We start from the raw sequence: 23,875 nt of genomic DNA on the forward strand, positions 1-23,875 counted from the left end.
CATGGCGCGCGCACCGTTCCTGGACAAGTTCGCGACCCGCAGGGAGCGCTCCGACTCGCGCGACAGCCTGGAGCACGTGATGCACAACATCGAAGCCGTGCTCAACACGAAGAAGGGCTACGGCTTCTTCATGCATGACTTCGGGCTGGGCGGGTACACGGAGAAGCTGGGCACGCGCGAGCTGGTGGAGGCGCTCACCGCCGAAATCCAGCAGGAAGTGACGCGGCACGAGCCGCGGCTGGTGGAGCCCGAAGTGAAGCTGCGGGGCCGCGACAGCGCGCTGTGGCTCTACTTCGACTGCAAGGGCACCTTCAACGGACAGCCCTGCCACCTGTCGCTGATGTTCCACTCCACCACCGGCCGGGTGCGCGTGCAGGCGGAGGACACCTGATGGCCTTCGCCGACCGCCTGGACCTGGGCCTGACGCTCACCATTGGCGGGACGGCGCACGCCATCCCTTCGTCTGACGTGCTCGCCTTCGAGCTGGACCTGCACGGCTGGGGGCACGAGGGGAGGGTGGAGTTCCGCGTGCTCGACGAGACGGGGCACGGCGGACAGAAGCAGGACAAGCTGCTGGCGGACTTCCTCAAGCCGGACCTGGCGGAGGTGGCGCTGGAGCTGAAGGCCCTGCACTCCGACACGGCGACGAAGCCCACCTTCACGTCGCTGAAGGTGAAGGGGCTGGTGCAGGAGAAGTCGCTCACGGAGGAGGCCGTCGCCCAGGCCAAGGGCGCGGGCATCACCTACCGGCACTACACCGTGCGCTTCGTGGACCCCGCGCGGCTGTTGTGGACGCAGCACTACCCCTGCGTGCTCTACACGCAGAAGACGCTCCAGGACGTGCTGGACGCGCACAAGGGCGACAAGATTGCCCTGGCCAATGACTGGGCCGCGCAGCTGGACAAGACGCTGCCGCTCATCTTCCTGGGCCTGGCCCCGGAGTCCGGCGCCAGCTTCTACGACTTCGTCGTCTGGTTCGTGCACACGCGCAACGGCGTGCTGGCGTACGACTACACGGCGCAGGGCTACCAGCTGCGCGCGGCGAAGGACACCAGCGGGACGCCCATCACCCTGCGCGCGGCGGACGTGGACCGCGTGTCGGTGGTGTTCCCGGAGGTGGCGCGCCACGACGTGGCCATCCTGAATGCCGCCGCGGAGAGCCCCAAGAACCAGGCCATCACCAACGCCCAGGCCGTCACCGGCGTCCGCCAGGACGTGCTGTTGCGCACGGACATCGCGGACGACGTGCAGGCCCGCGTGACGCTGGAGACGGCGCGCCTCAAGGTGCGCGGCCTGGAGGTGGAGCTGGACTGGAACCGCTTCCCGGCGGTGGCCTTCGCCCCGGGCGCGCTGGTGAAGCTGCCGGACACCGCCGGGTGGACGGCGGCGGGCGTGCCGGCCACGCAGGACTTCCGGGTGCGCCGGATGAGCCTGCGCGCGGAGCCGCTGCCCGTGGAGGAGGGAGAGATTCCCGCGGGCGGGGACGCGTCCGGCCCCGGAGGCGACGAGCCCGTGCGGCGGCCGAAGCCGGAGAGCCGCTTCCTCATCTCGTTCACCACGCGGCTGGAGAAGAAGGCCGAAGCGCACGTGGACCTGCCGCCCTTCACCGCGCCGGTGTACCCGCGCTTCGTGGAGGGGCTCATCGTCAGCGAGGTGGGCGAGAAGAAGGACGAGACCTGGCAGGCGTACACGGACGAGGCCACGTCGCTGGACAGCTACAAGGTGAAGCTGCCGCTCTTCGCCAATCAAATCGTCCAGGTGCCCTTCAACGCGAACCTGCAGCCGGGGCACTTCTACTTCCCGGCCTACAAGGGCGCCCGGGTGCTGGTGGCGCTGGACTTCCTGCGCGCGTGGCTCAAGCGCAACCTGGACTGGCGGGCGGGCGCACGGCTGCCCTCGGACGGGCAGGGCGTGCACCTGCTCGTCGGAAAGACCACGACGAGCGGCACGTCCATGAGGCACTTCTACGAGGACAACAAGCCGCTGTGGCGCCTGCAGCGCACGAACGAGAGCGACACGGAGAAGGTCGAACTCAAGGAAGGCAACCTGCTCATCCTGGTGAAGGAAGAGTCCGCCTGAGGCGGGAGGGACGATGGGAGCTTCAGGACCGGGAGCGGCAGGGACGCTGGTCTGCAAGATCGAACTGGACAAGAAGGGGGGCATCACCGTCCAGGTCGACAACGGGGATGATCAGATCACCCAGACCATCGTGATGGACGGCACCAGCATCACCATCACGGTGAAGGGCCAGCAGGAGACGAGCACCATCGTGCAGAAGCAGGACAGCATCGTGGTGACGGTGAAGGACCTGACCTTCGACACCGACACCATCACGATGAAGTCCAAGGGCGTCTCCAAGTGGACCAGCCAGGACACGCTCACGGTGGAGAGCACCAAGGACATGACGCTCAAGACGAGCGCGAAGCTCACGCAGACGGCCACCAGCGACGCGAAGCTGTCCTCCAGCGCGAACGTGAACATCGAGGCCACGTCCAAGCTGGCCATGAAGGGCAACATGGGCGCGGAGATGGTCACGTCCGGCGGCGAAGCGAAGGTGGACGGCGTGACGCTGAAGCTCGCCGGCAAGTCGCAGGCGGAGATGTCCGGCGCGATGACCAAGGTGTCCGGCACCGGCAAGCTCGATTTGGAGAGCTCCGGCATGGCGAACCTGAAGGGCTCCATCACCAGCGTGGGCGGCACCCTGGTGAAGCTGGGCTGAAGACGGCTGACTCACACATGGCAACAACAGACGTACGGCGGGAGAGCGGGCGGTGAAGGACTTCTCAGAGAAGATCTACCTGGACTTCCTGTCGGAGCTGGACGGGCTGGAGCGCTTCCGTCAGCGCTTCCAGGAGCGGCACCCGGCGGCCCCGTTGGATCGCGAGGACCCGGACGTGCGCCGCCTCATCGAGGCGATGGCGTTCTTCTCCGTGCAGACGCGGCACGCCACGCTGCACAACCTGCGCTCCACCTGGCGCCGGCTGTTCGCGGGCTTCTTCGACTTCCTCCTGGAGCCCGTGCCCGCCGCCGCCATGGCGCAGGCCGTGCCCACGGAGAAGATGGTGGAGCCGGTGCTGCTCACCCGGGGCACGGAGCTGCGCCTGACGCCCGCGGAAGGGGTGTCCGGCTCCTTCCGGCTCCAGCGCGACCTGCGCGTGCTGCCCATCTTCCTCAAGGGCACGGACGTGGTGCCGCAGGTGAGAAGCGGCCACCGGCTCATCCTGCGCTTCGAGTCCCGCTTCGCGCGCAAGGACGCCATCGACGTGCTCAGCCTGCACGTGCGGCACCTGGACGACTACCGCTCGTCGCTGGCGGTGTTCCATGCGCTGCGCAAGCACGTGAAGCAGGTGAGCGTCGTCTACGACGAAGAGGCGGATGAGCACTCCGTGGGCAGCCCCTGCGAGGTGTCCTTCAACCGCGACCCGCCCGCGCCGGACGACAGCGGCCTCTACGCGCACCCGTTCCAGCGCCTGCGCGCGTTCTTCCAGTTCCCGGAGCAGCAGCTCTTCGTGCACGTGAAGGTGCCGCCGCCGCGCGGCAGCTCCTGGATGCGGTTCTGCATCTGCCTGGACCTGGACAAGGACTGGAACATCGGCCGCTCGCTGCACCCGGACTTCTTCCAGCTCTTCACCGTGCCGGTGGTGAACCTCAAGGCGGAGCCCGCGCAGGTGGTGGTGGCGGACGGCACGCGCGCGGAGCACCCCATCATCAGCATGAGCGCGGGGCGCGAGTTCACGCTGCACTCGGTGACGGGCGTCTTCGAGATGACCAAGGCAGGCCTGGCCCCGCTGCGGCCCGCCTTCCTGCCCGGCAAGGGCCCCAGCTACGAGGTGGACGAGACCTTCGACGAGAAGCTCGCCTCGCGGCAGAGCCTCATCGTGCGCATGCCGGAGGCCTTCACCGCGCCGCGAAAGATTGTGTTGGAGGCGCTGTGGCACCAGCCGCAGTTCTCCGCGCAGGCGGCGGGCAGGGTGGAGGTGTCCGTGCCGGGCCGTCACATCGAAGGCTTGAAATGGCAGACGGTGGGCAGCCTCCAGCCCCACCGCGACAGCGTGCTACGGGATGATGTCGAGGCGTTGACCCAATTCCTCGCGTGGAAGGCCAAGCCCACGCTGGGCCGCGACGAGGTGGTCGCCCTGCTGGGTCACCTGGGGACCCCCGCGGAGAGCCCGTTCCGCCGCGTCCTTCCATGGCTCAAGGAGTTGAAGTTCAGTGTTGTGCCCGACAGCGCGCTCAAGGGTTCGGGGATCCGCCACGCGTATGAAGCCGTGATGGAGCCCTTCGACCAAAGCTTCGAGCCTGTCGTCATCTGCTTTCTTGAGCAGTTGAGGGACCTGCTTGATGCTTGGAACAACGAGGCGACTGTTGATCTCAAGGCCTCGGTGGCGGGTTTGGGGCCGCTACAGCTTCCAACATAGTCAAACACTCTCATGAAACTGGAGCATTGGAACGCACTCCTGGCCACGCAGCGTCGCGTGCGCCAGCTCCTCGACCGGGCCCTGCCCGCCGAGCCCGCCCCGGGTGCGCGCCGGCCGCAGGGCAGGGTGGGGCCGGAGGCACTGGGCCACCTGGAGCAGGCGCTGATGGTGGAGCTGGAGCGCCTGCGCGCCGCGTTCGGCGCGGACATGCGCCCGGATGAAGTGGAGGATCTGATCCGCCCCTTCGTCTTCTTCCTGGATGAGTGGGTGCTGCGGCGGCTGTCGGACGCGGAGCAACATCTCTGGCCGCTCCTGCAGCAGAACCTGTTTCAGGTTGATGCAGGCGGAGACCTCTTCTACGAGTTCGTGGAAGAGAAGTTGCGTCGCAACGATACGCCCTCCATCGTCTTCGAGATGATCCGCTTCTGCCTGGCCGCGGGCTTCACGGGCCGCCTCGTAGGGCAGCCGGAGCGCATCCGCGAACTCAAGGACCGCATCTCGCAGCGCATCCCGCAGCCGGCGGCCATGGCGCCGCTCGCGCCGGTGGTGCCCGCGGCGGTGCCCACCGTCTACGACTTCCCGGTGCACTACTACGCCGTGACGGCGGCCATCGTGCTGGGGCTGCCCATCCTCCTGTGGTGGGTCTCCAATTGAGGCCCTTCCCGACACACGACAGCCGGCCTCCCGCGCCGACCCCCAAGGCTCCGCCCAAGACGCTCGCGCTGCTGGACGCGCTGGAACAGCAGGTGGGCGCGGAGCTGGGGTCGCTGAAGGAGGGCGTGCAGCCGCTGCTGGACTCCGTGCGTGAGGGCCTGGTGGTGCTGGATCCGCCCGGGGACGGGATGCTGCCGTCGCCGCAGGAGCAGGAGAAGCTGCGCGCGAAGCTGACGTCCACGCTGGAGGAGGCGGAGGACGTGTTGGAAGCGCTCCAGCTGGCCGTGAAGCCGGGCGGAAGGAGCGGCGGCTGACGTGGGCGCGCTTCAGTCCATGCTGGCGGCCTTGAAGGCCCACTGGGTGCTCGTGCTGGGCATCGTGGTGGTGCTCGCGGCCATTGGAGCGGGCGTGACGCTCTGGTGGCGCAAGCGGCAGCAGCGCGGACCTGCGCTCGCGGGCGAGCAGAAGCCGCTCGGGTCGGGGCAGCTGCTGGCCATCCGCAAGCAGTTCCTGGCGAAGCTGCCGTGGCGCTTCCGCGCGTCCGTGCGGGACTTCCCCACGCTGGTGGTGCTGGGCCCGGCGGGCAGCGGCAAGTCGGACCTCATCGAAGCGGAGGTGGACTGGGAGCGGCAGCAGCGCCAGTTCATGCCCAGCTACACGGACGACCCGCTCCTCAAGGTGTTCCTGGGGCCGGAGGTCGTGGTGCAGGAGCTGGCCGCGCCCGTGCTGGAGGACGACTCGCGCCACGCGCGGCGCGCGCTGCGCCGGCTGTGGAAGGCCACCTTCGGGCGCCGGCACGTGGGCCGGGCCGTCATCGTCCTGAAGGTCGACTGGCTGCTGGAGACGTCTCCGGACGAGGTGAAGCGCGTCACCCAGCTGCTGCGCGGCAAGGTCAATCTCTTGTCGGAGGTGTGCCAGGCGCCCGTGGAGACGCGGCTGGTCCTCACGCACATGGACACGCTGGACGGCTACGCGGACTTCGCGCAGCTGCTCCGGAAGAACGGCGTGCCGCTGGAGCTGGCGGTGCCGCCGCCCGGCAGGGAAGGGGAGCTGGGCGAAGCGCTCCAGCCCATGGAGAAGTACCTGTCGCTGGGGCTCACCTCCCTGTCGCCGGACGCGTTCGAGCGGCTGGCGTCCTTCTACTCGCGCGGCGGCGAGGCATTCGCGGCGCTGGGACGCTTCGTGTCCACGCTGCTGGAGGGCGGCTCGCTGGCGTACCCGCTGAAGCTCCAGCGCGTGTTCCTGTCCTCGGGAGGGGCGGATGCCCAGCCCACGGGCGCGCTGGCGGTGCAGGCGGATCAACCCGCGGAGCTGCTCGTCCGGGACTACCGCTGGACGCACCTGCGCCGGTGCGCGGCCATCCTCGCGGTGGGGTGCCTGCCGGTGCTGCTGGCGTACGCGCACTTCTACCGGCTGCTGTTGCGCGCGCAGGACAAGCTGGACGCGTTCCAGGTGACGGTGCAGCGGCTGGAGCAGCGCAACCAGAGCGTGTCCGGCTCCGTGGTGGAGTCCCAGACGGGCGACGCGGTGAAGGCGATGGAGGACCTCTGGGGCGCCACGCGCTTCTGGCCGCCCCTGACCCACAGCTTCACCGACGAGTGGGAGGAGCTGCGGGCGCGGCTCGCGCGCAGCATCCGGATGTCCTACCTGAAGCCGATGCTGGAGAAGTGCCAGGACCAGTGCCGGCGCTGCTCTGGCCAGATTCCCGGCTGCCAGCCCGCGCCCGCCTTCGCCAGCCGCGGCACGCGCGCCACGCCGCTCGTCCCGGCGCCCTCGGTGGATGACAGCTGCCACATGGAGACGCTGTGCCGTCCGGAGCAGGTGCTCTACACGCTGGGCGTGCTCTACGCCTCGCGCAACGAGGACCTGGGCCAGTTCGTGCTGCGCAGCGTGCACGGGGCGCACAAGAAGCAACTGGGGTGGACGGCCGAGGCCTTCGGGTTGAGCCTGGCCAGCACCGACCAGGAGCATAACTGGCTGGAGGCGATGGGCCTGGCGGAGCCGATGATCGCCAACTACGTCATCGCCAGCGACAAGCCCTTCGACGAGAACGTCCCCTGGACGCGCTGGCCCTACGGCTGGCTGACCATGGACGGGCTGCTGGGCCCGTGGCGCGACCACTTCATGCAGTTGCAGGAGACGCTGGCCGCGAAGGAGCTGGACCTGGCCCGGTGGCGCGCGCTGGCGGACGACCGTGAGCGCCTGCGCGCCTCGCTGGTGGAGAGCGCGCCGTACAGCTCCGCCCGCAAGGTGATGGACCTCATCAACGCGTCGGACGCGGAGCCGGACGCCAGCCAGCTGAAGGGCGTGGGCAGCCTGTTGGACTCGCTGGACTGGCTGCGCCAGAACCGCCAGACGCTGGAGGCCATCCTGCGCATGGAGGACGAGACGGACGCCGCCCTGCGCGCCGCCGCCCGCATGACGCCCGCGGAGCTGCTCACCCGCGCGGACGGCCTCTTCGCCCCCAGCGATGGTGACGCGCGCTACCAGGTGGAGGTCCTCCGGCGCGACTTCGAGTTCCGCCCCATGGACGTGTCGCGGCAGCTCCTGGACAAGGTGCTGCGCTCGCTGAAGGAGACGGGCCGTACGCCGTTCGACGGCAACGCGCTCAACCCGCGCACGGGGGAGATGACGTCGGAGGTCGCCACCGAAGGGGTGGGGGACGACGACACGGAGTTCACCAGCGGGACGGCTCCGGTGGTGGGCAAGGTGCTGGGCAAGGCCGCCTTCGACGCGCAGCTGAGCCCGCTGGTGGACGAGTTCACGGAGCGGCTCGCCAAGTCCAGCCTGTCGCGCGAGGAGGCCGTGGAGCGCGCCACCTTCGTGCAGGGCAAGGTGCAGACGTTCGCGAAGCGATACGGCCAGGACCTCTACGCGACGTTCCGGGGCTACCGCTTCCGCACCACGCCGCGAGGCTCGCTGTCCAGCGACCTGTCCGTGCTGCTGCAGCCGTCGTCGCCGCTGGAGGCGATGCTGCGCGACGTGGCCACCCGCGCCGGCGTGGGCCCGCTGGAGAGCGAGTACTACGCGCCCATGCGCGACGCGGTGGCGCCCTTCAAGCCGATCGTGCAGCTGATGACGCCGGACAAGAGCGGCGCGATCGTGGAGCTGGCGGCCTACACCACGCTGGTGTCGCAGCTGCAGCAGGAGCTGTCCGGCGTGAAGCCCGCTGCCGCGAAGCCCGCCGCCCCCAACACTCCCGCGGCGCCCGGGGCCGCTGGCGCGACGGCGTCCTCGGCGGGCTCGCAGCTGGCGGAGATGCTGTCGCCCGTGGGGCGCGTGGCGCTGAGCATGCTGCTGGAGGAGGAGGACTCGTACCTGCGCCGGGTGGACGCGTGGCTGGATCAGCACGGCCTGGTGGGCGAGTTCCGGCAGCCGTTCCGCCAGCCCTTCATCATCGTGCGCAACCGGGGCCGCGCGGAGCTGGAGCGCGTCATCGCGGAGCAGTGGACCTACCAGGCCCGCCGCACGCTGGACCCGCTGGTGAAGCGCTATCCGTTCAATCCCAGCGCGTCGCAGGAAGTGGATCCGGTGGAGCTGGAGGTCCTGCGCCGCAAGGACGGGGCCTTCTGGGGCTTCGTCACGCAGGTGCTGGCGCCGGTGGTGGAGGAGCGCGGGACGGACTGGTCGGTGCGCTATCCGCTGAAGTCCCGGCTGCTGCTGCCGCCGCGCATGCTCTCCGCGCTGGGCCAGCTGGGCCGCCTGTCGAAGCTCCTGTGGGACGACGAGGGCAAGCCCCGGCCCATCCCCATGCAGGTGCGTCCGCTGCCGCTGCCGACGGCGCCCACGCCGGACAGCTTCGTGACGCTGTCGTACCTGAAGTGCGGCGGGGCGGCGTCGTTCGGCTTCAACCAGCGGCCGGCGTGGGGTGAGTTCCCCCTGAGCTGGTGGAGCCCGCAGCCGTCGTCCATCGGCGTGGAGCTGCGCTCGCCGCAGCGGGACGGGAAGCGCTACCGCTCCATGGAGATGTCCGAGTCGTCGTGGAACTGCTTCCGCCTGCTGGAGTCCGCGACGCTGACGGACCAGTCCAACGTGGTGTGGGTGCTGCCGGGCCGCGGGCTGGCGGCGAACGAGAAGGTGCTGGAGATCAGCTTCGGGTTGCGCGGCGAGCCTTGGGCGCCATTCCGTGGGGTGGTGCCATGAAGGACAGGAGCGTGAGGCTGGCGGCGGGGCTGGTGACGGCGGTGGTGGTGGGCAGCTGCGCGGCGCCCAGCCTGACGGTGAACGTCAATGCGCCCGCGGGCACCAACCAGGGCCGGCCGCTGTACATGCTCATCCGCACGGTGTCGAAGACGGCGATGACGGAGGGCTACGCGGACGTCGCGGCCAAGGTCATCAGCCCGGACGACTCCGTGCTCCAGACGGTGGTCATCTACCCGAGCCGCACGAAGCAGGTGAAGATCCCCCTGCCTCCGGAGCAGGCGGTGGCAGTGAGCTTCCTCTTCACCACGCCCAACGGCGCGTGGCAGGCGCTGCTGGACGTGCCGGTGCCCAAGACGGTGGACATCGAGCTCCAGGAGAGCCGCATCCGCACGGACCTGCCGAAGGGCGTGCCCGCGCAGGAGTCCACGCCGGCCGCGCCCGAAGCGCCCAAGGCCCCGGAAGCGCCCAAGGTGCCCGAGCCCAAGATGTCCCTGGCCTCTCCCAAGTAGGAGCGGCGGCGGAGGGCTCAGGACGCGAGCGCGTCCAGCTTCGGCCCCAGCGCGTTGAGCGCGGACGTCACCCGGCCGTTCGCCGCGGTCACCGGCTTCGCGAAGGCGCCCCCCTGGAGCTGGGTGCCAATCGCGTCGAGAGGGGAGAGGAGCTGCGGCTTCTGTCCCGTGGCCTGGGTGGAGACGGAGTCCACCTGCGTCTGGGCCCCTGTCTTCAGGCCCTCCGCGCGCTGCTTGAAGGCCGCGAGCGCCGAGTCCGCCTGGGAGGCGAGCGACGTGTCCGCGCTCGCGCGGGCCTGCTCCAGCGACGCCAGCCCGGCCGCCACGGACGTCTTCGTGCCGCCCAGCTGCGAGTCCAGCCGGCCCTTGGCGGACGTCACCTGGCCCTCCGCTGAGTCCCTCGCCGTCTGCATGGCCTGCACCGCCGCGTCGATGCCGGAGCCCACCTGGGCGTCCAGGGCCTCCAGGCGCTGGGGCACCTGCGTGTCCAGCGGCGTCACCCGGGCGGCCACTTGCTGTTTCATGGCCTCGATCTGCTGCACGCCCTGGTCCTTCACGGTGCCAATCTGCGTGACGGCCGCGGCGACGATCTGGCCCACCTGCGCGGTGGCCTGCTCGATGCCCTGGAGGACGGACTGGGTGAGCGTGCCCATCTGCGTCACGGCCTGCGTCGTGGCCGTGTCTATCTGCGTCTGGGCCTGGGTCTGCACCGTCTCCACCTGAGAGACGATGGTCTTCTGCACCGCCTGGAGCTGCGTGCCCACCTGCGAGGAGAGGGTGCCCAGCTGCGTGGTGATCTGCCCCACCACCTGGCTGATGCCCTGCACCGCGGGGCTCACCAGCGGCTTGGGCAGGTCCGCGGCAGGGATGGCGTCCAGGAGGCCCATGGCGCGCTCCAGCAGCGACTCCAGCGAGCCGACGATCTGCTGGAAGAGGGTCTGGAGCTGCTCCAGCATCTGCGGCAGCGCTTCGAACAGCGCCATCACCTGTTGCTTGAGGGCGCTGATGGTCGCGACCAGGGTATCCAGCGTGGTGAAGGCCGCCTCCAGCGTGGCCTTCAGCGGCGCCTTGAGGGTCTCCACCGCCGTGAGCGCGCCCTGCACCACGCCGTCGATGGTGCCGCTCACCGTGGTGATGGCGGTCTCCACCTGCTTCTGCACCTGGTCGATGAGCTTCTCCACCGCCGTGAGCTGCGCCGTGACGCTGGCCACCTGTCCGCCAATCGTCTTGCCCAGCGTGTCCAGCGCCCCGTCCGCCTGCGCCTTGCCCGCCGTCAGAGACGGGGCCACCTGGGTGTCCAGCGGATCCACGATGGCGGCCGACGCCGCCGCCGCGGCCATCAGCTGATCCACTAGCGTCTTGCGCTGGCCCTCCAGCGCGGACTGTTGCTGCTGGTGGGTGTCCTTCGCCGTCGTGCCCGCGCTGACGATCTCCTGGTGCAGCGTCTTCAGCGCGCTCACGGGGTTCTTCACCGCGCCGTCCAGCGTGGAGGTGAGCTGGGTGCTCCGGCCCGTCGCCGCGTCGCGCGAGGTGGTCAGCCGCACCAGCACCGCCGCCAGCGCCGCAGTGAGGGTCGACCCCACGCCCGTGAGGTCCTGCGTGAGCTGCGAGCGTGTTTGATCAATCAGCGCGTAGCCCTGCGCGCGGCGGGCCTCCGTCTCCTGCTTGGAGCCCTTGCGCTTCGCCAGCTTCGCGTCGAAGGACTTCTTGTCCGCGTCACACTTCTGGGCCACCTGTTGCTGGAGCGCGGTGAGCTGTCCCTGCGACGACTCCGCGGACGACTTCGCCTGTGCCTCCAGCCCCTGGCTCTTCGCCGTCGCCTCCTGGCCCAGCGACTCCGCCTTCGTGCGCGCCGTGGTGCTGGAGGCGGTCAGCGACTGCTGGTGGCCTTCGACCTCCGAGGCCAGCGCGTCGAAGCGAGGGGAGGGGTCCGCCAGCGTCACGTTCGTCGCGGTCACCTGCGTGAGCAGCGCCCCCAGCGACGCGCTGATGGAGGGACGGAGCGCGGCGACCTGCTCCACGACGCCCTGGGCCAGGGTCTCCACCTCGCCCTTCGCGGTGGCGAGGCGCGGCGTGATGCCGGAGCCGAAGCCCTCCACGGCCGACTTGTGCTTCGCCACGGTGGCGCGCAGTTCGTTCATTTCAGCCCCGCGAGCGCGGCCTTGGCTTCAGCGGCGGCGCCGGAGAGCGCACCCGCCTGGCCATCCACGCCGTTGAGCGCGCCGGTGAGTTTGGCGCGGGATTCAGCGGCCTTGCCCTTCACCTGGGCCTCCGCGGCGGAGAGGGCCGCGCCCGTCTCCTCCGTCGCCGCGTTCAGCTTGGCGTTCACCGCCGCCGAGGACTCCTTGTACGCCGCCGTCGCGTTGCTCACCGCGCCGTCCACGCCCGCGGTGAGGTCGCCCTTCGCCGTCTCCACCTGCGGCGTCACGTCGTACGTGGGCGTGGTGGTGGCGCCGCCGGGGTTCTCCTTCGTCTGGATGAGGAGGTGCCCTTCCGACATGCGGATGATCTCCGTGTCGTTGGAGTTCACCCGCCCCAGGTTCCACACCGGCTTGTTGTCCTTGAAGTCGTGCGTGAGCGCCGTCTGGTTCGCGCCGTTCTTGCCAAAGAGGATCTGATCGCCCTGGCTGTCCTGGGGCATGCGCACGCCTTCGCCCCAGTCCAGGAAGCGGTGCAGCGCCGCGTGGTCGAAGTGCAGCGCCACCAGCACCCGCTCGTTCTTGTACGGTGGGAAGTAGAACGTCCCCGGGAACTCACCGGGCTCGGCCGGCACGCTCACCGTCTTGTTCCACAGGGGAATCGCCACCCGGTAGTTCGTCACGGACGTCTTCTGATCATCCACCTGCAGGTAGATGCGGTCCGAGGCCTCGCCGCCGGGGCTGTGCATCTTACCCTCGACGTAGATGGGGTAGCGGGGCGGCCGGTACGCGGGCAGCTCCGGCACCGGATCCGACTTCTGCTCCAGCAGCACGGACAGGGAGACCGTGAAGCCCTGCATCGTCTCCTGCTGCCCGTCGTGCGGACCGGCCTGGAGCCCCACGCCGTCGAAGGCCAACTCCGCGACGCGATGGTCTTCCCCCAGGCCCGTGAGGTCCGGGCTCCAGCGCCCGCCGTCCAGCTTGATCAACGCCCCCGGGTGCAGCGCGATGGGCGGCATGTCCAGGAACGTCAGCCGCAGCCGCCGCTTGCGCACGCGCAGGCGCCCCTTCTCCAGCGACTGACGCTGCTCCGCCTCCGTCGCGATCGGCGTGCGCACCAGCATGTCGTGCTGGATGCCCGCCACCGACTGGGACTGCTCCAGCGCCACCGTGGTCGCCCCGGCCCCGAAGGCGTTGAGCACCCGCGCGCTGTGCCGGATGACGGGCGGCATCTCCACGTCCACGCGCGACACGTGCTTGCGGCTGAGCCCGGTGACGGCGCCCGTGGCCGGCTTCTTCGCGGAGAAGGTGTACGTGTCCTTGGGGCTGTCATACGTGAGCACGCCGCCGCGCGTGTCCACGTACCAGAGGACGAAGTCGTAGAAGCTCGCGGCCGCGTGATCATCCCCGATGCCCAGGCACACCAGGGCCTGCTTCGCCTCCAGCGCGTCCCAGTCGTAGGTGAGCAGCAGGCCGCCGGGCTTGTGCGCGTCCAGCAGCTCCGACAGCTTCTTCGCCGTGTGCAGCTCCACCGGGCGGTGCTGCTTCCAGAGGACGCGCGCGGGGTCCTCGAAGGTCACCGTGTACTGGCGGAAGGCCACCGCCACGCTGTCCTTCTTGCCGTGCGCGGTGCCGCCGACGCGCTTCTCCGTGACGATGCCCTGCACCACGAGCGGCGCGGGCGGCGGGTCGAAGACGCCGGACAGCGCCAGCCGCACCCGCACCAGGTCCGGCTTGCTGAACGCGGTGAACAGCGCCGCGTCCGCCTTCTCCAGCGCGGTCCAGAACGTCAGCTCGCAGCGGAAGCCGGTGGGCGTCATCCGCAGCGAGAAGTCCCGCACCTGGCCGCCCGGAATGGCGAAGGCCTGCTCGCCCGCCGTGACGGTCAGCTCCAGCTTCAGCTTTTCGGAGAAGGGGAGCGCCATGCCGTGTTCACCGGGCCTTCGCCTGGACCTCTTCGCGGGTCAGCGCGCCCCGGGCCTCCAGCGCGTCCATCATCGCGCGCATCACGCGCGCCTGCTGCGCCACCATGCGCTCCAGGTCCGACACCTGCTGCGTGAGCGCCTCCACCTTCGACGCCAGCTCCATGTCGCGCACCACCGGCGGCGGCGTGGGGGTTCGCGGCGGCGCGGCGGGTTCGGCCTGCTGGGGCGGGGCCAGCTCGAACGTGGCCTCCTCCATGCCGAAGCTCAGCGGCGTGGCGGCCGTGGAGGTGACCTCGCCGTGGTAGTGGTGCCGGATGGCGCGCTCGATGGAGGACGCCGTCGCCACCACCACCTGGAGCTTCTGGCCGGAGTGGAAGGCCAGCTCCTGCAGGGACTCCACGTTGGTGGGATCCGACGTGGCCACGGTGAGCATCTTGGTGCCGGGCTCGTAGGCGATGGGGAAGACGGTGTAGCGCTCGGCGATGTCCACGCGCAGCGCCTGGAGGGCGTTCGGCACGGGGACGTGCGTGTCCAGGTTCACCGTGGGGATGGCCAGCTGCCGCGACAGGGCGTGCACCATGGAGCTTTCGTCCACGACGCCCATCTGCACCAGGGTGAGGCCCAGCCGGCCGCCCCACTTGCGCTGCTCGGCGAGCGCCGTACGCAGCTGGGTTTCGGTGAGCAGTCCGGCGTCCATCAGGATCTCGCCCAACCGCCGCTTGCGATTGGGGCCCGGGCCGGGAGGAACAGAAGGGGGAGGATTCACGGCCGGGCATCATATCAGCGCCGGACACTCCCCAGGCCTTCGGGGGGTCACAAACAGGCCAGGGGGGCGGGGATGGGATAGCCTGGGCCCCATGGTGCGAAGCCGAAGCGTCCTATTCGCGGCAGTCCTCGTCGCCTTCACCTCCGGTTGCGCCTCCCAGCGCCTGTCCGGCGCGGACCTGGACCGGGTCCAGCGGCCCGCCTTCATCTCCCGCATCGAGGACGGCGCGGGGCCCAAGAGCAAGGTGTTCCAGGAGGACAGCGCGTACTCCGACAAGCTCAAGAAGCTGGAGCCCAAGGAGGCGGACCGCCGGCTCACCGTGAAGCTGCAGCAGGCGGTGACGCGCTTCGAGCTCTCCGAGCGCCTGCGCGTCACCACCCTGTCGCGCCTGCCGGAAGAGGCCCCCTGGACGAACGCGGTGGACCCCGCCCGGGTGGCCTCCGCGCTGGAGAGCTTCCTGGTGGAGGAGGTGCCCGCCAACGCGCCGGACTACGACTTGATGGCCCCGCTGGGCGCGGACACCATCGTGGAGTTCGTCATCCAGGACTACGGCATGCGCAGCGATGACGGGCACGCCGGGGCCTACCTCAAGGGTTACGGGCGCATGTTCCGGCTGGACGGGCGCTCGGAGCTGTGGCGCCGGCCGTTCGACCTGGACGCGGTGGAGCAGGGCGCGCAGCACCTGGATCCGTTCAAGGTCGGCAAGGATCCGGAGCTGTTCCGCCTGGCCATGACGGACCTGTTGGACAAGGTGGCGGACATGTTCGTGAAGGACCTGACGCCCACGAACCGCAAGGGCGCGGCTCCCTCGGGCAGCAACGCGCCGGACACCGTGCCCTCCGCCGTCACCCCCGCGCCCACTCCGCCCGAGCACCAGCTGCCTCCGGGCGAGCTGCCGGATCCGGACGCCTAGAAGAGGGCGTGCTCCGCCAGGAGCACACCCAGGCCCACGGCGAAGCTGATCAGCGTCACGGGCACGCCCACGCGCAGGTAGTCCATGAAGCCCATGCGGACCTTGCCGCGCGCGGCCTCGAAGACGATGAGGTTCGCCACGCTGCCCACCAGCGTGAGGTTGCCCGCAAGCGTGGAGCCCAGCGCGAGCACGTGCCACGCCAGCTCCGGCTCCTGCATGGACGGCACCCACGCGCGCGCCAGCATCACGAAGGGCACGTTGCTGAAGAGGTTGGACGCCACCAGCGTCAGGCCCGCGAAGCCCAGCGTCTCGCGCCACGGAGGCCCGGCCATCAGCGGGGAGAACATGTGGCGGATCTCCTCCGCCCAGCCCGCCTTGTGCACCCCGTGCACGACGACGAAGAGGCTGGCGAAGAAGAGCAGCAGCACCCAGTCCACGCGCTCCAGGGCCTCGCGCGGCTCGTGCCCGGACAGGGTCATCACCAGCACGCCGCCCGCGAGCGCGCTCCAGCTCATGGGCAGCCCGGCGAAGAACGCCACCACCACGCCCAGCAGGCCTCCCAGCCCCAGCACGAGCAGCCGGCGATCCACCTCCAGCGGGGGCGGGTGCGTTTCGAAGCGCGCGGACGGCAGCTCCTTGCGGAAGAGGTAGAGCAGCGCCACGGCGACGATGAGCGTGGAGAGCACCGCGGGCAGGGCCATGTACGCGGCGAACCGCGCGTAGCCCAGGCCGGACGCGCCCTGGATCAGCATGTTCTGCGGGTTGCCGGTGAAGGTGGCCACGGAGCCGCTGTTGCTGCCCATGCACACCGCGAGCAGGTACGGCACGGGCGGCAGGCGCGCGTCCTCCACCACCACCAGCACCAGCGGCGTGAGGAACAGACACACGGTGTCGTTGACGAGGAACGCGGACAGGAACGCGCTCACGAACGTCACGGCCACCAGGAGCAGCCGCGGCGTGTGCGCGACCTTGAGGGCCTTGGCCCCGGCGGCGCGGAAGAAGTTCGCCTGCGCCAGGTACACGGCCAGCAGCATCATCCCCAGCAAGAGGACGAGCGTGTCCATGTCGATGGCCTGCTGGCCCCGGTCCGCGCTGTGACCGAAGACCTCCGCGGGCGTGACGGCCCCGGCGACGACCATCAGCGTGGCGCCCAGCAGGGCACCTCCGGGACGGTCCAGCTTGATGAAGGGCAGCCTCGCCCCGGCGATGAAGATGTAAGTGAAGAGGAAGATCGCGAGCGCCACGGGCGCGGGACACTAGGGTCCGCGCCGGAGGCCCGTCGAGGTCCGCCGGAGCCGCCTGTCCAGCAGGGAATCGGGCCGGCTACTGTCGGGTGGGAATGTGGGTGATGGGCCCCCAAAAGACCGCCGTGGTGGGTCCTGACGCGCGTTGTCCTTCCGGGTACACGTCTGTACAGTGGCCGGCCCTATGAAGCCCGAGAAGGAAACCGAGGCCTTCTCCGGCCCGCGCCGCACGCCGTGGTCGGGGGCTCGCGGGCTGGATGCAGTCCTCCAGGGATGGCGGACGGACCGGCAGGTCTGGCCGAACATCGTCCACGACGCCGTGACGCCGGCCCGCGCTGGCGTGTTCGCGCCGCTGCCGGAGGGGCTGTCCCCCCAGGTCCGGGACGCGCTCAAGCGCCGGGGTGTGGAGCAGCTCTTCTCCCATCAGGCGGAGGCCTTCGAGCGGGCCCGCGACGGGGAGAGCCTGGTCATCGCCACGCCCACCGCGTCCGGAAAGAGCCTTTGTTACAACCTGCCGCTGTTGGATCGCTTCGCGCGCGAGCCGGAAGCGCGGGCGCTCTACCTGTTCCCCACCAAGGCCCTGTCTCGCGACCAGGAGGAATCGCTGCGCGCGTTCATGCGCGAGGCGGGCCTGGGCCACGGCGCCATCACCTTCGACGGTGACACGCCGGGGGACGCGCGCCGGGCGGCCCGGGAGCGCGCGGGTGTGGTGCTCACCAACCCGGACATGCTGCACACGGGCATCCTTCCGCACCACGCGAACTGGGCGCGGCTGTTCTCGAACCTGCGCTACGTCGTCATCGACGAGCTGCACACGTACCGGGGCGTCTTCGGTTCGCACCTGGCGAACGTGCTGCGGCGGTTGCAGCGGGTGGCGCGGTTCCATGGGGCATCGCCCACGTTCATCCTGGCGTCGGCGACCATCGGCAACCCGAAGGCGCACGCGGAGCGGATGCTGGGGCGCGAGGTGGCGCTCGTGTCGGAGAGCGGGGCGCCGTCCGGCGAGCGCCGGGTGCTGGTCTACAACCCGCCGGTGGTGAACGCGGAACTGGGCATCCGCGCCAGCTATCTCAAGAGCGCGGTGCGGCTCACCTCGGACCTGGTGCGCGCGGGCGTGTCCACGCTGCTGTTCGGCCAGTCGCGCAACAACGTGGAGGTGATGCTCAAGTACCTGCGCGACCGGTTCGTGGAGGAGAAGCTGGATCCGTCGCTCATCCAGGGCTACCGGGGCGGCTACCTGCCGGGCACCCGCCGCGCGACGGAGGCCGCGATGCGCGCGGGCGAGGTGCGCTGCGTGGTGGCCACCAACGCGCTGGAGTTGGGCATCGACATCGGGTCGCTGGACGCGGTGGTTTGCGCGGGCTACCCGGGCTCCGTGGCGGCGCTGGCGCAGCGCTTCGGCCGAGCGGGCCGGCGCGGCATGGGGAGTCTGGCGCTGCTGGTGACGTCCAGCGCGCCGTTGGATCAGTACTTCGCGGCGGATCCACGCGCGCTCACGGGAGCACCGGTGGAGCATGCGCGGATTGATCCGGACAACGTGGAGATATTGGTCCAGCACCTGAAGTGCGCGGCGTTCGAGCTGCCCTTCGAGGAAGGGGACGCGTTCGGCGACGTGCCGGTGGAGAACACCACGGAGGCGCTGGACTTCCTCACGCAGCACCAGGTGGTGCACCCGTCGCAGGCGCCGGAGGGCGGGCGGCGGATGTTCCACTGGTCGTCGGACGCATATCCGGCGCACCACGTGTCATTGCGCAGCGTGGGCTGGGACAACGTGGTGGTCATCGAGCGCGGCACGGACAAGACGCTGGCGGAGATGGACTTCCGCTCGGCGCACACGCAGCTGCACGAGCAGGCCATCTACCAGCACGACTCCGAGCAGTATCAGGTGGAGATGCTGGACCTGGAGAACCACAAGGCGTTCGTGCGCAAGGTGGCGCCGGACTACTTCACGGACGCGATGACGAACGTGCGCGTCAGCGTCATCCAGGAGGACCAGGGCGCGCCGCTGGGGCCCGCGCTGCACGCGGGGCTGGGCGAGGTGTCCGTCATCGAGAAGGTGGTCGGCTACAAGAAGATCAAGTTCCACACGCACGAGAACGTGGGCTACGGCGACGTGCGGCTGCCGGAGATGCAGATGCACACGTCGGCGCTGTGGCTGACGGTGCCGGAGGCGGTGGTGCGGAGCATGGACGCGCCCCGGCCCGCGGTCATCGACGCGCTGCGAGGCCTGGGCTCCGCGCTGCGCACGGTGGCGTGCGTGGGGTTGATGAGCGACCCGCGCGACCTGGGCCGCACGCTGGGCAGCAAGGACGAGCCGGACGGTCCGCCGCGCAAGGAGGGGGGCGTGGGCTTCGATCCGACGCTGTTCCTCTACGACAACGTGCCCGGTGGCGTGGGGCTGGCGGCGCGGCTGTACGATCAGCGCGAGGAGCTGCTCCTGCGAGGGCGCAAGCTGCTGGAGTCATGCCCATGCGAGGACGGGTGTCCGGCGTGCATCGGGCCCGCGGCGGGTGGGCAGCCGGGGAGCGCGCAGTCGGGGTCGCATCCGCGCAAGCGGCTGGCGTTGGACCTGCTGGCGGCGCTCGGCGTCGCCGGGGTGCAGTGAGGAGCACGGGCGCGGCATGGACCTGAAGCGCAAGCTGTCCCGACTCACCAACGCGGGCCCCGGCAGTCAGGCCCGGGCGCCCGTGAACGCCGTGGTGGAGACACCGGCGGTGGAGGCGCGCGCGCAGGACGCGGAGGTGGCGCGGATTCCGCCGGTGGAAGAGGCGGGGACGACCACCATCGCGGAGGTGCTGGTCCAGGCGCTGCGCAAGCGCATGTCCATGGACGGGGAGGGGGAACCTGCCCTCGATGTGCCTCCTCCTCAGGACGTTCCCTCCCAGGAGGCCACACGGGCGGACGGCCTCGTGGACCTGCGCGAGGAGGCGCGGCGGCGGTTCGCTGCGAAGCGCGGCGGCGCGGCGGATGGCGCTTCGGATCCACGGGTGGAAGAGCTGCGCCAGATGTTGTCGTTCTGGGCGGAGCGTCAGGGCACGGCGTCCGCTCGGAAGGCGGTGGCGCCGGTCCCCGAGCCTCGGGCGCTGCCTGTGGAGGCCCGGTCGACGCCGCATGGCACGGTGCACGTAGCCGATCAGGTGTATGCGCCGGACCACCGTCACGGCACGGCGCCGGTGGCGGCGGCGCTCGACGTGGAGGCGCGGCTGGTGGCGGGGCTGGCGCTGCATCCGGAGCTGGAGTCGGTGGACTTCACGCGGATGCTGATGCTGGACACGGAGACGACGGGGCTCGCGGGCGGTACGGGCACGGTGCCGTTCCTGGTGGGCCTGGGCTGGTTCGAGGGCCGCTCGATGCGCGTGCAGCAGCTCTTCCTGCGGCGCATGGGAGAAGAGGCGCCCATGCTTCGCCTGCTGGCCGAGCGCATGGCGTCGTCGTCCTGTCTCGTCACGTACAACGGCAAGAGCTTCGACTGGCCGCTGCTCCGCACGCGCTTCGTGCTCAACCGGGTGCCGGTGCCAAAGGAGCTGCCGCACCTGGACCTGCTGCACTGCGCGCGGCGCGTGTTCAAGCACCGCGGCGAGGGCGCGCGGCTGGTGCACCTGGAGTCGAAGGTGCTGGGGCATCACCGGGTCGGGGACGTGGACGGTTCACTGATCCCGGAGCTGTACTTCCGCTTCCTGCGCGGCACGGACGGTTCGGAGCTGGTGCCGGTGCTGGAGCACAACCAGAAGGACCTGCTGCTGCTGGCGGCGCTGATGGGCGATCTGGTGCGCCGCTTCCAGTCGGAAGGCACGGAGCAGCAGGACCCCCGGGATCTGCTGGGCTTCGCGCAGGTGGCGGAGAGGGCAGGGGACGCGGCGCGGGCGCTGACGTTCGCGAAGGCCGCGGCGGAGAGCGGAGGCCCGGTGGGAATCGAAGCGCTGGTGCTGGCCTCGCGCCTCTGCCGCCGCTCGGGAGACTGCGAGACGGCGGTGGCGCACCTGCAACGGGCGCTCACATTCGCGAAGCCCGGGCAGGGCGCGGTGCTGCACCTGTCCCTGACGAAGCTCTACGAGCACTCCCTCAAGGACCTGCCCCGGGCCCTGTACCACGCCAGGCTCGCCGCCCCCGTGGAGCTGCCCGAGGACCACCAGCTCCGCCTGGAGCGTCTGGAGCGCCGGCTGTCGCGTCAGGGGGCCTGACTAGAACTGCCACTCCTGACCCTTCTGCCCCAGGGCCGCGCGTGTCGCCGCCACGTCCTGCAGGGCCTTGAAGGGCGAGGAGTCCGCGAGCTTCACCACGGACTCCAGCACCGCCGAAGCCAGCTGCACGTTGTTGCCCTGAATGGCGCCGTCGAGCCGTTCGAAGAGCTGCCGGAAGTTCTCCTTGCGCTCGTCGAAGCTGCGGTCGAGGTGGTGCAAGAGCACGTCACGCATGGCGTGGATTTGCTCCACCTCCATCCGAGCGCTCTCGCGCAGCCGGGTCTGTTCGGTGCGCTCCTTCGCGATGTCCCTCACGCATTCGGCGATGGTGCGGATGCCCTGCAGGACGTCGCCGATACCCGCTGCCGACCCATTGCTCGCAGCCGCCAACTTCATCGAGGTCATGCCGCCTCCGGGAGCGCCAGCCGACGTGCCTGCTCAAGCAACGTCTCGACTTGCGTATTGAGCTCGCCGCCTTCGGTGAACAGGGGCACCCGCATCAGCTCGCTTTCCGCTTTGGCCAGCTGCATGGCGATGGCGAAACGGGCCAGGTGCTCATCGTTGCCTGTATCGAATCGACCCGCGAGTGCCCAGAGTGCCTCGACGGCCACCTTCGCTCGCTCATCGAGATGCCCAAGGACGGTGCCCAATTCGTCGATGCGACGCTCCGCGCGGCCAAGCAGGGCGATGGCTGCCTTGATCCGGGCCACCTTTCGCCGCACCTTCCTGGAATATGCCTCCGCCTTCGTCTTCGCCTTCTCTCCCTCCCTCGCGATGACGAAGCCCGCGACCGCCACGGCGGGCGCCACCGCGATGCCCCCGAGGACCACCGCGCCTCCCGCCATGCCGAAACCTCCCGCCGCGAGAGAGCCGCCCCCCAGCCAGGCCAGGAGCGCGCTGTTCGCCGCGGCCCCCGAAAGCCCTGACACGGCCACGCCGGTCCCGGCGGTGGCGAAGCTGGTGACGAGCCCCGTCGTCACGGCGCTCGCTCCTGCTCCGGTCATCGCCGCCGCGACGACACCGGAGACAGCGCCGCCTGCCTCGACGTACTGCATGGTGAACTGGCGCAGTTCCTCGCGATTCACCCCCAGCGAGCCCAGACTTTCCAGGGCCGCGAGGCGGGCCTGCTGCTCCATCTGCTCAAGAAAGTCGAAGAGGCGTCGGAAGGTGGTGGCGACAACCTGGGATCGCTGCGCCTCCAGGGAGTCGACGCGCCCCTGAAGCCCGCTCCGAGCATCATCGAACAAGCCAATCCACTTCCGGTGCTTCGCCTCCGCGGCCTCTCCAATGGCCTCGGCCTCGCGCATGGCGTCGACGCCGTCGTAGCCCTTCTTCGCCCCATATCCGAGGAGGCCTGCGAGTCCAATCGCGACAGGAATGAGCGGCAGCGGCATGGGGAGCCTTTCGGGTGGAATCGACGCGGCCATGCTGCGGCGCCCAGAACGCTCCACGCAATACCTCCTGCGGGGGAGGAGGTTTCCGCCGAGTGTCGTCGCGTCAGGGCACCTGCGCCTCGGCCGCGCCTGCGTCGAGCAGGGATCCGGCATCGCGGGAGGAGTTCAGGAAGGGCAGGGGACGCGGATGCGCAGGGTCGAAGGACGGCGAAACACCGGGGGCGGCCTTCTCCATGACACCGCCGTCCGCGAAAGGGATGTACGGCTCCATCCCATCCAGGATCCGGCGAAGGATGCGACCATCACGGCTGATGGCGTACCGGCCTCCAGCGTCGAGTCCCGGCTGGATTCCTCCGCATGCAGACGGGTCCAGATCGATACGCACGAAGACGATGTCTTCACTCTGGATGCCCCTGAAGACATGAGACGTGCGCCGTTCGGTGCACGGCATTTCAGCCCGGTCCGGAGGCAGATAGTCATCCGCCGCCAGGGTCAGGGCGCAGAGCACGGCTCCATCCAGCACGACGGGCTGATCGGATGCGCCGGCCTGGATCGGTGCCTGTTCGAAGAACTGCGGGAAGACAATCGACCGGTCATCCTCCACCGGGGCAGCGCCCGCCACGAACCCTCGTGCACACCCAGCGGCGGCGAGCCCCAGAAACAACAACACGGCCGCCTCACGGCAGCGCATCACGCAAGCCCGGGAACCATGCGACGAGCAACCGCTGCGTGCCCAGCTTCACCTGGGCCCGGCCCGACTCGCCGTCCTGGTAGACGCGCTTCTTGCCGTCACGCTCGTAGTTGCGTGACGGCACGTGCGCCCGGACCAGCACCGCGCCTTCCGGGTACGCCGCGTCTCGCTGCTGCGCCTTCGTGAACTGGAGCGACTCCTCCGGGCCTTCCACCTGCTCGATGACCGTTTCGAGCGGGTGGGGCATGCCCGGCGTCTGGAATTCCAACGTCATTCCCGGGGCCAACTCCGGCCGGTAGTCCTCCGAGAACAGCACGTAGAGCGACGGCAGCACCGCGTCCCGGTTCAACAGGCTCGCCACCGGCTGCCCCGCCTCCACCCGCGCCCCCTTCGTCACCGACACCCGGCCCACCATCGCCGCCAGGGGCGCCACCACTTCCGCCGCCCCAGACGCCGTCTCCAGCCGAGCCACCACCTGACCTGCCTGGACCTTCTGGCTCAGCCCCACGTGCACCGACATCACCTGCCCCGCCACCGGGGCCGGGACATCCACCCACTCTCCCACCTGGACGAGCACCGGGCCTCGCGCGGAGCGCTCCACCCGCACCATCCCCGCGAGCACCCCCAGCGTCACCACCGCGCCCACCGCGCTCCAGGCCCACGCCCGCCGTGAAAAGCGGGACGCCGACTTGGGAGAGGAGGGGACAGGCGTCGGAGGGGATTCGGTCCGCGGATCCATGCACGGAACAGGATGATCCATCCCGGCCTCCCTGCGCCAGGACTGGTTGGAACGCGGGATTCACCGCCAGGCCTTCAACCAGATCCCCGAAACTTGACGGACGCGCACGCCTGCTCGCCCTACAGGGATGTATCCCTGCATCGTCCCGGGGCACCTTGTG

19 protein-coding genes are annotated in these 23,875 nt (G+C 70.0%); 11 read left to right on the forward strand and 8 right to left on the reverse strand.

The features are described 5' to 3' along the window. The first annotated feature begins 1 nt into the window (after position 1). Genes D7X30_RS13005 through D7X30_RS13040 form a run of 8 tightly spaced genes read left to right on the forward strand, consistent with a single transcriptional unit; the run spans position 2 to position 9,724 of the window. On the forward strand, positions 2-391 hold the full coding sequence (locus D7X30_RS13005; RefSeq protein WP_120563201.1) for a GPW/gp25 family protein: 390 nt from the start codon (positions 2-4) through the stop codon (positions 389-391). Then, a complete protein-coding gene (locus D7X30_RS13010; protein WP_120563202.1) occupies positions 391-2,079 on the forward strand; it encodes a hypothetical protein in 1,689 nt (562 codons plus the stop codon). Before D7X30_RS13005 ends, D7X30_RS13010 begins: the two co-directional genes overlap by 1 nt. Positions 2,080-2,092: 13 nt before the next feature. Further along, positions 2,093-2,719: a hypothetical protein gene (locus D7X30_RS13015; RefSeq protein WP_014396958.1), complete on the forward strand. Its 627-nt coding sequence runs from the start codon at positions 2,093-2,095 to the stop codon at positions 2,717-2,719. Positions 2,720-2,771: 52 nt separating this feature from the next. Continuing rightward, positions 2,772-4,418 carry a type VI secretion system baseplate subunit TssF gene (locus D7X30_RS13020; RefSeq protein WP_120563203.1) on the forward strand — a complete coding sequence of 549 codons (1,647 nt, stop codon included), beginning with the start codon at positions 2,772-2,774 and terminating at the stop codon, positions 4,416-4,418. Positions 4,419-4,430: 12 nt separating this feature from the next. Then, positions 4,431-5,072, forward strand: coding sequence for a DotU family type IV/VI secretion system protein (locus D7X30_RS13025; protein WP_120563204.1), 642 nt, complete (start codon positions 4,431-4,433; stop codon positions 5,070-5,072). Then, a complete protein-coding gene (locus D7X30_RS13030) occupies positions 5,069-5,386 on the forward strand; it encodes a hypothetical protein (RefSeq protein WP_233591535.1) in 318 nt (105 codons plus the stop codon). The genes D7X30_RS13025 and D7X30_RS13030 overlap by 4 nt, the downstream gene beginning before the upstream one ends. A 1-nt stretch (position 5,387) precedes the next feature. Continuing rightward, positions 5,388-9,215 carry a type VI secretion IcmF C-terminal domain-containing protein gene (locus tag D7X30_RS13035; RefSeq protein ID WP_120563205.1) on the forward strand — a complete coding sequence of 1,276 codons (3,828 nt, stop codon included), beginning with the start codon at positions 5,388-5,390 and terminating at the stop codon, positions 9,213-9,215. Beyond that, positions 9,212-9,724: a hypothetical protein gene (locus D7X30_RS13040; RefSeq protein WP_120563298.1), complete on the forward strand. Its 513-nt coding sequence runs from the start codon at positions 9,212-9,214 to the stop codon at positions 9,722-9,724. The genes D7X30_RS13035 and D7X30_RS13040 overlap by 4 nt, the downstream gene beginning before the upstream one ends. 17 nt (positions 9,725-9,741) lie before the next feature. Here D7X30_RS13040 and D7X30_RS13045 read toward each other — a convergent pair whose 3' ends face one another. From D7X30_RS13045 to D7X30_RS13055, 3 genes are read right to left on the reverse strand one after another with little or no spacing between them, the layout of a single operon-like run. Then, a complete protein-coding gene (locus tag D7X30_RS13045; RefSeq protein WP_120563206.1) occupies positions 9,742-11,865 on the reverse strand; it encodes a hypothetical protein in 2,124 nt (707 codons plus the stop codon). Next, complete coding sequence (locus tag D7X30_RS13050) at positions 11,862-13,787, reverse strand: hypothetical protein (RefSeq protein WP_120563207.1); 1,926 nt, start codon at positions 13,785-13,787, stop codon at positions 11,862-11,864. Before D7X30_RS13050 ends, D7X30_RS13045 begins: the two co-directional genes overlap by 4 nt. A 7-nt stretch (positions 13,788-13,794) precedes the next feature. After that, positions 13,795-14,553: a general secretion pathway protein GspE gene (locus D7X30_RS13055; RefSeq protein ID WP_233591536.1), complete on the reverse strand. Its 759-nt coding sequence runs from the start codon at positions 14,551-14,553 to the stop codon at positions 13,795-13,797. 91 nt (positions 14,554-14,644) lie between these two features. Between D7X30_RS13055 and D7X30_RS13060 the strand changes: the two genes are divergently transcribed. Then, complete coding sequence (locus tag D7X30_RS13060) at positions 14,645-15,466, forward strand: hypothetical protein (RefSeq protein ID WP_199724258.1); 822 nt, start codon at positions 14,645-14,647, stop codon at positions 15,464-15,466. Here D7X30_RS13060 and D7X30_RS13065 read toward each other — a convergent pair. Further along, positions 15,463-16,710, reverse strand: coding sequence for an SLC13 family permease (locus D7X30_RS13065; RefSeq protein ID WP_120563208.1), 1,248 nt, complete (start codon positions 16,708-16,710; stop codon positions 15,463-15,465). The two genes, D7X30_RS13060 and D7X30_RS13065, sit on opposite strands and share 4 nt — an antisense overlap. Positions 16,711-16,894: 184 nt before the next feature. Here D7X30_RS13065 and D7X30_RS13070 point away from each other — a divergent pair, with 184 nt between their 5' ends. Together D7X30_RS13070 and D7X30_RS13075 are read left to right on the forward strand one after the other, a co-directional pair. After that, a complete protein-coding gene (locus D7X30_RS13070; RefSeq protein ID WP_199724259.1) occupies positions 16,895-19,315 on the forward strand; it encodes a DEAD/DEAH box helicase in 2,421 nt (806 codons plus the stop codon). A gap of 16 nt (positions 19,316-19,331) precedes the next feature. Further along, a complete protein-coding gene (locus tag D7X30_RS13075) occupies positions 19,332-20,891 on the forward strand; it encodes a ribonuclease H-like domain-containing protein (RefSeq protein ID WP_120563209.1) in 1,560 nt (519 codons plus the stop codon). Here the strand turns inward: D7X30_RS13075 and D7X30_RS13080 are convergent, their stop codons facing one another. The 4 genes from D7X30_RS13080 to D7X30_RS13095 form a co-directional block, all read right to left on the reverse strand. Next, positions 20,892-21,296: a hypothetical protein gene (locus D7X30_RS13080; protein WP_120563210.1), complete on the reverse strand. Its 405-nt coding sequence runs from the start codon at positions 21,294-21,296 to the stop codon at positions 20,892-20,894. It abuts the gene before it with no gap. Further along, positions 21,293-22,285 (reverse strand): hypothetical protein, encoded by a 993-nt coding sequence (locus D7X30_RS13085; protein WP_147443182.1) that lies wholly within the window; start codon positions 22,283-22,285, stop codon positions 21,293-21,295. Before D7X30_RS13085 ends, D7X30_RS13080 begins: the two co-directional genes overlap by 4 nt. A 103-nt stretch (positions 22,286-22,388) precedes the next feature. Next, a complete protein-coding gene (locus D7X30_RS13090; RefSeq protein ID WP_120563212.1) occupies positions 22,389-22,955 on the reverse strand; it encodes a hypothetical protein in 567 nt (188 codons plus the stop codon). A 7-nt stretch (positions 22,956-22,962) separates the two neighbouring features. After that, positions 22,963-23,715, reverse strand: a complete 753-nt coding sequence (locus D7X30_RS13095; protein WP_158619253.1) for an acetyl-CoA carboxylase biotin carboxyl carrier protein subunit — start codon at positions 23,713-23,715, stop codon at positions 22,963-22,965. Positions 23,716-23,875: the final 160 nt, after the last annotated feature.

Source organism: Corallococcus sp. AB011P (assembly GCF_003611605.1).
GTDB lineage: Bacteria > Myxococcota > Myxococcia > Myxococcales > Myxococcaceae > Corallococcus > Corallococcus coralloides.